The organism is Virgibacillus chiguensis, assembly GCF_900129865.1.
GTDB classification, from domain to species: domain Bacteria; phylum Bacillota; class Bacilli; order Bacillales; family Amphibacillaceae; genus Virgibacillus; species Virgibacillus chiguensis.
In genome coordinates, this window is the sequence record NZ_FQXD01000004.1 from 218,659 (window position 1) to 228,709 (window position 10,051).

The following is a 10,051-nucleotide window of genomic DNA, read 5'->3' on the forward strand; positions in this document are numbered from 1 at the left end:
TTACGAGAATTTCAATCCACGCACCTATATTAGGTGCGACTTATACATTTCTATTTGCTCCTGAGTAGTTTCAGATTTCAATCCACGCACCTATATTAGGTGCGACAATAAATTGTATAAGGCTACTGATGTAACAAAAATAATTTCAATCCACGCACCTATATTAGGTGCGACTAGATTTAGGTAACCGATTTGATTGGTTGGCTAAAATTTCAATCCACGCACCTATATTAGGTGCGACAGCGATTTTACACTAAAAAGTTACAAAAACCATAAAAAACAGCCCGTTTTCAGCTTAGAAATCGCAAATAATTTGAGTGAATGGAATTATATTACATATATTACCGTAATATTACTTGAATTTTGGTGCGAATCCCCTAGGGTTTTTATGTGCACTTGGGGTTCGCACCAAAAAAGTACACTGAAATGATATGAATAATTCTGTATTCATTATAAGGCATAATTCATAATTAGTCATTTCATGAATATAATTGTACAATACTGTTTTTTAGTTTCTAGCTTGCAAATTTTTGTAACGTCAATATTACTTATTCTTGACTATACGTGTCTTCCTTATAGCAATTTTATTTAAATCACAGTAACGATATTTTTTGACATTTACTTGTTCATCTTTTTAGTAGCAGCATGGTTATCCATGTTGTTCTTACAAAAGGAAGGAATGTGTTCATGAAATTTTAGGATAATTGGTAACTTCTCAATAATTCATAAATATGATAAGGTCTTCCTATGGGGGGAGAGTATTGCTTTTTTAACACACTTGTAAGTATTGTTGTGTAAATGATGATATTTTTTTACTGTTAACCTCTAAGTATTTAAAGGGAAAGTAATATGTGTTTACATACAGGTTTAATTTTTGAATTATTTAAATTAATGTGGGATGGAGAGAGTAGAAAATGATATTTATGAATGCATTAGAGCAGATACTTCCATCAGATCGTATAAGTGATAATGAAACGATATTAGAAAAGCACAGTGCAGATGAATCTTACCATACACCTGCTTTACCAAATGTAGTTGTTTTTCCAAAAACAACAATAGAAGTAAGTCGTGTGGTAAAGCTGGCTTCGGAGTTTAATGTGCCGATAGTGCCTTTTGGGTTAGGTACGAGCCTGGAAGGGAGTGTTATTCCATATCAAGGAGGGATTACGATTGATTTCTCCTTAATGAATCAAATTTTGGAAGTACGACCAGATGATTTTTTAGTTAAGGTGCAACCAGGTGTGACGCGAAAGCAATTAGGAAAAGAGTTGAAAAAGTACGGTTTATTTTTCTCTGTTGATCCGGGTGCCGATGCAACTCTAGGAGGGATGGCAGCGACAAATGCAAGTGGCACAACATCTGTTAAATATGGTGTAATGCGAGATCAGGTTAGGAATTTGCAAGTTGTCTTAGCAGACGGTAGCGTTGTTCATACGGGGAATATGGCAGCGAAATCTTCTTCTGGATTACATCTTAATGGATTATTTATTGGTTCAGAAGGAACGCTTGGTTGTTTTACAGAACTTACGTTAAAAGTACATGGTATACCAGAAAAAATGGTGGCAGGAAGAGCGGCATTTACTACGTTAGATAATGCAGTGGGGGCAGTTATTGCTATATTACAAGCTGGCATTCCTGTTGCTAGGGTGGAACTCGTAGATGCATCATCGATGAAACACATCAATCTATTTAGTAATACGGATTATTTAGAAATGCCGACAATTTTTATAGAATTTCATGGAAATGAAGCGGGCCTCCAAGAGGATATGAATTTTACTACGGAAATTTTAGAGGAACATCAATGTCAAGATCTCGCATTTGAAGCGGATACGCTAGGGAGAAATCGTTTGTGGGAAGCACGACATCAAACTGCGTACGCTTTTTTACATCATTATCCTGGGAAAAAGCAGATGGTAACCGATGTTTGTGTGCCAATCTCTAATTTGGCAAATGCTATTAAACAAGGAAGAGCTGCTATGGATGCTTCAGGACTTGCTGGAGGTATCATTGGGCATGTCGGCGATGGTAATTATCATATATTAATGATGATTGATGCACAGAATCCAGAAGATATAGCAAAAGCAAATAAGGTGAATGAGCAAATTGTTTCCTATGCTTTGTCATGTGGTGGAACATGTACTGGTGAACATGGCGTTGGGGTTGGTAAAGCAAAATATCAACTGGCAGAGCATGGCGCAGCTCTTCAAGTGATGAAAAGTATTAAAGACAGTCTAGATCCACATCATATTTTTAACCCTGGTAAAATTTTCACGGATTTGAATTGATTGTTTTTTAGGGGTTTGTTAAAACAGTATGTGGATATATTCAATTATTGAAAAAATGAGGAGCCGCTAGTTGTGTAGAACTATAGATTAAGCCCTACGCTATGCGTGGGAAGGCAAACTTGTATAACTAGCGGTTTTTTAGTTAGTAGATAAGTATATTTATGTAATGTGAACCGCTATTAAAAAAACCAGCCTATATCTGTTTGAAAAATAGAAGAGAAAAGTGCTTCTTAAAAAGAAAAACCCCTCAGTCACAGCCACTTTAATTGCTTCTGAGCCCTTACGAATTCTACCGCCTTGAGTTAGCATATATGGTCAATGTAAGCAGTGAGCAACGAGCTTCGTGCAGGTTCACCGTTATGAACGCTTACTACTTTGCTAATGCAGCTTCCTGTTGGAATATTACAAAAAACAAGAGCTTAACCAACTTTTAAATAGGCGCAAATGGAAGATGGGATTGAAAAGATTAATACAGTAATAGAAGTAATAGTATTTATCATTGAAGTATAACAATTAGGAGCAGCACATGCAGCAGTATGCGCTTCCACCAACATTATAAGAGAAATAACAATTGCTAGAGAGCTAGGTGCATAAATAACAATTTTATATTTAATGGCCTTGACAAATAAGATGGTTAAGGCTACAACAATGCCCCCTATAAAAACTCCTTGTACTAAAGGATATAAAACAAGCATATTCATCATCCTTTCTTTATGAGTTTTTAGCTACAAACCACTTTAATTTATGGTATTGTTAATAGCATAAAAGTTGTTTATGCAGTATTCAATACACGCACCTATACAAGGTGCGACGTAGCGAGTTCACCCTAAATAATCAAAAACAGTCCATTTTTAGGTTGAAAATCTCAAATATTATTAATTATCTTCAATATTATTACAAAAGCCATTAAAAAAGCAAGTGGATTTTGGTGCGGATTCCGAGGATTTTCATGTGCACTTGGGATTCGCTCCGTTGTCGTATTATATAAAGGAAGTTTTCTTAACTCCTCTTTGACACAAAATCCAATAGAATTTCTTTCATCAGTTTTATTCCTCTTTAAAAACATCCCAAATTTTTTTAAGCCGAAGCATATCTTTCTCTCCATTGCTTGGCAAACCCCTATACCAAAGTTTTAATTCTGGATCAATATCTAAAACTTCATCTTTATCATTGTTTTGATTACCATTTCCTACTAGGTAATCAATGGTTACATTATAAAAACGAGATAAGTTTTTAAGCATTTCTATATCTGGCTCTACATGATTGTTCTCGTAATGGGAATACCTAGCACGGGAAATGTTAAGAGACTTTGCAACTTCTTCCTGTTTTAAGCCCCTCTGCTTCCGTAGAAATTTCAATCTATTTCCAAATACAGGGGAGTTCTTTTTCACATCATCACCTCATCACCTCAAATTACCTCTATTATAACGGACAACCGATAAAATGTTTATCTATAATAATAAAGTTTTCAAAAAAATACTTACAATAAAATTTTGTATATTATTTGGTTATTTATAAATGGTTGCGATAAATAAGTTATCTAAAAGAAGCGGGTAGTTAATGAGACGAAAAGCACTCATACAACTATAATGAAACGTTAATTGACTTTAACAAGAATTAGCAAAAGAAGTAGGTATTTAATTACTATGTCAAAAGCATCAAAAAAAGAGACGTTAAGCTTGATAAGATACATTAGTAAAGTATAAACCATACTGCAATAATGATGAAAAACGTTTCAAATATTTTTAATGGAAGTAATGGTAAATGAGAGGAAGATGACGTTGAGGAAAACAAATAGCTATTGATTCTAGGAGTTATAAGCATGTGAATCTATATATCTATTTTCTATTAGTTTAAACGATTTATGATAACCTCTTAGACTGCTTATTCAAAAGAAAAGGGTACAACGTTAAAAAATCATGTGCCACATGGGAGGGGAGCATGATTTTTTGTTTTTGTCTAGGAAATTAGAGGAAATTATAAAATTTTGCAGCTGTGGATAAACTAACTAAGTTATTTAGCTACGTCCGGCGCAAGCGTCCAGCAAATAGGCGACTCGACTTCACTGCATTGCCTTAAGCTAAGTCATCATCGGTTCGTTCTAAATAGGAAGGCCGGCTAAAGACGGGCTTGCGGGAGGGCGCCGGTATACTCCTGTTGCAGGAGCATGATTCCTAAAACTTTCATTGATTCGTTCCACTCGCTACGTTGCTAACCGGGCGCCCCGAGCCTTTGTTTTTTAAATCTATCATCTCAATATCAATATAGTTTAAAAGGGAAAGGATAGTTTAAATGATACTATTATTTTCAAAAAACTATTGACGATAACTTATTTATCATTTATAGTGTGTATAGTACGAAATAATATTAAAGGGAAGGAGGTATATGTTGGGGAGAAATCTACAAATATATAAACAAGAAGTAATTGCTAAATGACCTAGCGTCGATACTAACTGAAAATTAACAAAATTACCTTGGTTGGCAACACACATGAATAAAGTATGAATTGTTCTTTAAAGTAGATGTCGAGTTACTTTATCCGGACATATTTTCCAAAGGAAAAACAAGCTGTCTTGGAGCTAAGTACAGGAAGAATAATCATTTCTTTTTTCGGTGTTTAATCGATGACTAATTTAATTATCATGAAAGGAGCTATAATACTATATGCCGCTTCACTGTGGAACAGCAAAGAAAGAAATTACCCCTCAAATAGGCACAAACTTAGCAGGTTATATGAAGGAAAGAAAAGCAGCAGGAATTCATGATCCTCTTTACACGCGAGTATTTGTATTTTCGAATGAAAATGACTTATTTATTATGATAAATCTTGATTTAGTAGGCATTGATTCTCATTATGTGAAATTATTAACAAATAGGATTTGGGAGAACTTTTCCATACCTAAACATCATGTGTTTGTTCATGCAACCCATACCCACTCAGGCCCCGGAGGCATATTTGATGAGAGTTCTTTACTTGCAACTGCTCATCCGTATCTGAATGGCTATTTACCATATACAAAGTCAATTGTAGACCATCAACATAACCAAATATTAGCAGCTATTGATTATGCATTAAAAAATTTAGAGATATGTGAGGTTAAGTTTGGGGAGGGGGTTGCAGAAGGAATAGCTACCAATCGTAACAATTTAGAAGCTAGCTATGATCATAAAGTAAGCGTTATTACGTTTACGAATAAACAAGGAGAAAAGGCAATAATGTATCATTTTGCATGCCACCCAACCATTTTAAACGCTAATAACGTATATATTAGCGCTGATTTCCCCGGTGAAGTGAGCAAAGTTTTAGAGGAGCGTTCGGATGTAAACTGTGCCATGTTTATAAATGGTCCATCAGCAGATATTAGTACACGCTTTACGCGAAAAGCATCCACTTTTCAAGAAGTAGAGCGTATAGGTGGGAAATTAGCACAAAAGGTAATTCAAACTTCAGAAAGTGCAACAGCTATAGAGCGGCCAATTGTAAGAGCAGCGTTATATCCAATTACTTTACAAATGCGAGATATACCTGATGAAAAAACGATTAAACAGGAGTTAAAAAATTTACAGGCTATATGTAGCGAGAAACAAGATAAAGTTTCTGTTGGAGAATTACGCAGAATAGCGTCACAAATAGAAGGGGCTAATTGTTTACTGCAAATAGTCAAAAATGTAAAAAAAGTAAATGATATTACGACAGTGATTCAACTGTTTCGGATTAAACATATTGTGTTTGTTGGTATACCAGGCGAATTCTATTTCGAATCGGGAGAGGAGATTGCTACCTATTTTGATTTCCCACTATTATTTGCAGGAAATACAAACGATCAAATCGGATACATTGTTCCAAAAAAATACTGGGAGAAAAGAGACTATGAAGCATATACGACGTTGTTAGCCCCTGAATCGGAAGATAAGATAAAGCAAGCTGTAAGAGAATATTTGTACTTATTTGCGAATGAAGGAGAGTGTAAGGATGGCTAATATATTGTTAACAAGAGTTGATTATAGATTAATTCATGGACAAGTTGCTGTTGGTTGGGTGAATTATTTACGAGCAAATATGATTGTTGTAGTTAATGATGAAGTTGCTAATGATACGTTTCAGCAAAGCTTAATGGATATGGCGGTATCGTCAGGAATTGAAACCCGCTATTTTTCTATAGAAGAAGCCATTCTTAAATTACCACAAGCATCCGCACAGCAAAAGTTACTAGTTGTTGTCAGATATATTCAGGATGCATTGAAATTAATTGAAGGAGGCCTAGAAATTAAAGAGATTAACATTGGCAATCTTCACTACGAAGATGGGAAGAAGCAAATTGCTAAATCCGTTGCCATTAATGAAGCAGACAGAGCGTGTATAAGAAAAATAGCAGAAATGGGTGTTAAACAAACGATTCAGCGTGTACCAGAAGAACGGGGATATGACATTGTTGGCTTATTATAATGAAGGGATGTGAAATTGCATGTTAATAAAAGCTATCCTTATTTCTATATGGGCTGGAATAGCTGGAATTGATCAATTTAATTTTCAAACCCATTTACACAGACCGATTGTTACCGGGGTTGTTGTTGGAATTATTCTAGGAGATATGGAGACAGGGTTAATTACAGGAGCAACGCTAGAATTAATATGGATGGGACTTGTATCAATTGGAGGAGCGCAGCCGCCAAATGTTGTAATTGGCGGTATAATCGGGACTGCATTCGCTATTTTATTAGATCAAGATCCAAAGGTAGCGGTGAGTGTAGCTGTACCGTTTGCGGTTGCTGTTCAAGGTGCGATCACTTTGTTGTTTACGGTATATTCTCCAATTATGCATAAATTTGATCAGCTTGCAGTAGCAGGTAATGTAAGAAAAATAAAATGGCTTAGTCTTTCGCAGTTGCCTGTATTGTTTTTATTTAATTTCATCGTTGCTTTTTTACCAATTTATTTAGGTGTTGATTCCGCTAGAACTGCTTTAGAAAGTTTGCCTTCTTGGATACTTGATGGTTTAAGTGTGGCTGGGGGGATGATGCCCGCAGTTGGATTTGCTATGTTACTTCATATTATGCTGAAGCAGCAATATATTCCGTTTCTTTTGATAGGTTTTGTTTTAGTGACATATTTTGAATTGTCGTTAATAGGTATTGCCATTATTGCTATTGCAATTGCAATGTACGATTATTTCCGAAAGAGTACAGAGCGAAAGGAGACGACAACGAATGGTATCTGATGTGAAAAAGGAGCAAGTGGAAGAAAATAGGATGCAAAAAGTAATCACTAAATATGATTTATTTAAAATGGCCTTCCGTTCTTTCTTTTTGCAAAGTTCATTTAACTACGAAAGAATGCAGGCAGGGGGATGGCTTTACAGTATACTTCCAGCTTTGGAGCGTGTGTCGAAGAGCAAAAAAGAACTTTCAGAGAAAATGCAACGGCATCTAGATTTCTTTAATAGCCATACATTTATTTCTACCATTATTCTTGGGATGATTGCTGCTATGGAAGAAAAGAAACAAGATGGAAACTCTATCCGTGCAGTAAAAGTAGCAATGATGGGACCTTTCGGAGGAATCGGTGATGCGCTAATCTGGCTTACATTACTTCCAATTTGTGCGGGGATTGGCGTGTCATTAGCAATGGAAGGAAATGTGGCTGGTCCAATTATTTTCTTGCTTAGTTTTAATACGGTGCATTTTCTTATCCGTTTCGGAGGCATCTATTTTGGCTACCGATCAGGAATAAATGCCATGCAAAAACTAAAATCCGGTACGAAAGATATTGCACATGCAGCTACGATTGTCGGTATTACGGTGGTAGGAGCTTTAATTGCTTCTTACGTTAGTATTCAAACTCCTTTAAAAGCAACAGCAGGTGAAGCGGAGATAAAGATACAAGAAGATTTATTAGACCAAATTATGCCTAATTTATTGCCCTTTGGTTTTACGTTGTTACTATATATGTTGTTACGAAAGGGTTTTTCTCCAATTAAACTTATAGGTATTATTGTACTTTTGGGATTAGTAGGTAAGTATTTTGGATTTTTATAAACGAGGGCACTTTGAGTAAGAAGTGTGATTTTATTTCATTATATTTTAAAGAAAATAGGAGGCAAATGTATGACAGGAGTGGTCATTACTGGTCATGGGTTTTATGCTAGCGGTGTGAAATCAACCATTCAATTAATTGCTGGTGAGCAGCATGAAGTTAAGTATGTTGATTTTGTGGAGAGCGATGAACCTAGTGATTTAAGAGAGAAATTAGAGCATTATCTTGATAGCATGATTAATGTCACTAATATTTTGTTTCTGACGGATATTGTGGGAGGAACTCCATTTAAAATAAGTGCACAAATTTTGCAAGAAAGAAAAATTGCAGGTGCTGTAGTGGCTGGTGCTAATATTTCTATGGTGTTGGAAGTTTTATTTACTAGGGAGAACGCTACATTAAGTGAATTAAAGCAAACTGCTATTCAAGCTGGTATAAGTGGAATTAAAATTTTGCCTAAAGAATGATTCAAAGGGAAGTAATAGAAGCACTTTTGTTGCTTTCGAGGAGGAGATGTATATATGCATGGCTATGTAGAGGGAGTAATGAATAAGCTACATAGAGCAATTAGTAAGCAAACGAATCAATTGGAACAAGCTTCAAGTTTAATTGCGGATTGTGTGAAGCAGGGTGGCGTTTTACATGTGCTGGGAACGGGGCATTCACATATGATAGCGGAGGAAATCTTTTATCGGGCAGGTGGAGCGTTATTCGTTAATCCTATTCTTGATTCTGGATTTATGCTACATGAGGGAGCTACAAAAAGCACTCGAATGGAAAGGTTATCTGGTTATGCGGAAGTGTTATTAGAAGGTGTAGATATTCGTGGTTACGATGTGTTTTTGGTTGTTTCTAATTCAGGGAGGAATGTTTTTCCTATTGAAGCTACTTTTTATATGAAACAAAAAAATGTATATACCATATCAATATCTTCATTTGAACATAGCAAATCAGTAAAATCACGCCATGAAAGTGGTAAGCGGTTATTTGAATTAACTGATTTAGCTTTCGATAATTATGGCGAAGTAGGAGACGCATTTTTAAAATCTCCAGGTTTAGAACCACGGTATGGACCATCTTCATCTGTTGTAGGGATAGTGCTTGTCCAAACGCTTATTAGTATGACGATAGAAGAACTTTTACGCCGCGATGAAAGACCTCCATTACTTGTAAGTGCGAATATGGATGGTTCGGATGATAAAAATCTAAAGCAAATGGAGCTATATAGAGACCGTATTCCTTTGTTAAGATGATATGTATGAGGGTAATTAGGTACCAACTACCTTTGGGTTATTGGTTTTCTTAAGAGTCATTAATGGTATGCAGTTTTATTGATTATTTGATGATAAGTCACATGAAATATAACTTATTTCATGTGACTTATATTTTGGAAACCAATTAAGTAATTAAAATAGCTAAGATGTTTTTTATTCTTCATTATTATTCTTATTGAAATTATGATGAGTATGAAGGTCCATATAATGAATGCAAAATATATGGTTTTAGTTACATTACCCATCTCAGGAAACATCAACGTAAAACCAACGAATGTCAGTATTGAGAAAATCAAATAATTAATTTGTTCTTTCATAGTATTTCCTCCTTGTAACTATTAGACGAAGAAGGACTACGATAGGTTGATTTTAATACAAGATGCTACTCCACGAGGTAAGGGCGCTATTGAGCTATATTTCAATTTACACACACCTATACAAGGTGCGACATAGACGAT

Annotated in this window: 9 protein-coding genes and 1 CRISPR repeat array (1 of these 10 cut by a window edge); of the genes, 7 read left to right on the forward strand and 2 right to left on the reverse strand. The window is 35.4% G+C overall.

Features of this window, described 5'->3' with window-relative positions; translation table 11 throughout:
* Window positions 1-241: direct repeats of the CRISPR family, unit length 32 nt; unit sequence ATTTCAATCCACGCACCTATATTAGGTGCGAC; it begins 58 nt to the left of the window's first position.
* 673 nt (window positions 242-914) lie between these two features.
* Window positions 915-2,285 carry an FAD-binding oxidoreductase gene (locus BUB45_RS06745; protein ID WP_073006591.1) on the forward strand — a complete coding sequence of 457 codons (1,371 nt, stop codon included), beginning with the start codon at window positions 915-917 and terminating at the stop codon, window positions 2,283-2,285.
* 419 nt (window positions 2,286-2,704) lie between these two features.
* Here the strand turns inward: BUB45_RS06745 and BUB45_RS06750 are convergent, their stop codons facing one another.
* Both BUB45_RS06750 and BUB45_RS06760 read right to left on the reverse strand, forming a co-directional pair.
* Window positions 2,705-2,980: a hypothetical protein gene (locus tag BUB45_RS06750; protein ID WP_073006592.1), complete on the reverse strand. Its 276-nt coding sequence runs from the start codon at window positions 2,978-2,980 to the stop codon at window positions 2,705-2,707.
* Window positions 2,981-3,331: 351 nt separating this feature from the next.
* Entirely contained in the window at window positions 3,332-3,676 is a 345-nt protein-coding gene (locus tag BUB45_RS06760; RefSeq protein ID WP_073006595.1) for a helix-turn-helix domain-containing protein, read from the reverse strand.
* A 1,273-nt stretch (window positions 3,677-4,949) separates the two neighbouring features.
* Here BUB45_RS06760 and BUB45_RS06765 point away from each other — a divergent pair.
* The 6 genes from BUB45_RS06765 to BUB45_RS06790 all read left to right on the forward strand — a co-directional run bounded on the left by BUB45_RS06765 (window position 4,950) and on the right by BUB45_RS06790 (window position 9,572).
* Window positions 4,950-6,266 (forward strand): neutral/alkaline non-lysosomal ceramidase N-terminal domain-containing protein, encoded by a 1,317-nt coding sequence (locus BUB45_RS06765; RefSeq protein WP_073006597.1) that lies wholly within the window; start codon window positions 4,950-4,952, stop codon window positions 6,264-6,266.
* Window positions 6,259-6,732 (forward strand): PTS sugar transporter subunit IIB, encoded by a 474-nt coding sequence (locus tag BUB45_RS06770; RefSeq protein WP_073006598.1) that lies wholly within the window; start codon window positions 6,259-6,261, stop codon window positions 6,730-6,732. The genes BUB45_RS06765 and BUB45_RS06770 overlap by 8 nt, the downstream gene beginning before the upstream one ends.
* Window positions 6,733-6,751: 19 nt before the next feature.
* On the forward strand, window positions 6,752-7,504 hold the full coding sequence (gene agaW, locus BUB45_RS06775; RefSeq protein WP_073006600.1) for a PTS N-acetylgalactosamine transporter subunit IIC: 753 nt from the start codon (window positions 6,752-6,754) through the stop codon (window positions 7,502-7,504).
* A complete protein-coding gene (locus BUB45_RS06780; RefSeq protein ID WP_073006602.1) occupies window positions 7,494-8,321 on the forward strand; it encodes a PTS system mannose/fructose/sorbose family transporter subunit IID in 828 nt (275 codons plus the stop codon). Before agaW ends, BUB45_RS06780 begins: the two co-directional genes overlap by 11 nt.
* 69 nt (window positions 8,322-8,390) lie before the next feature.
* On the forward strand, window positions 8,391-8,786 hold the full coding sequence (locus tag BUB45_RS06785) for a PTS sugar transporter subunit IIA domain-containing protein (RefSeq protein WP_073006603.1): 396 nt from the start codon (window positions 8,391-8,393) through the stop codon (window positions 8,784-8,786).
* A 54-nt stretch (window positions 8,787-8,840) separates the two neighbouring features.
* Window positions 8,841-9,572, forward strand: a complete 732-nt coding sequence (locus BUB45_RS06790) for a sugar isomerase domain-containing protein (protein ID WP_073006605.1) — start codon at window positions 8,841-8,843, stop codon at window positions 9,570-9,572.
* Window positions 9,573-10,051: the final 479 nt, after the last annotated feature.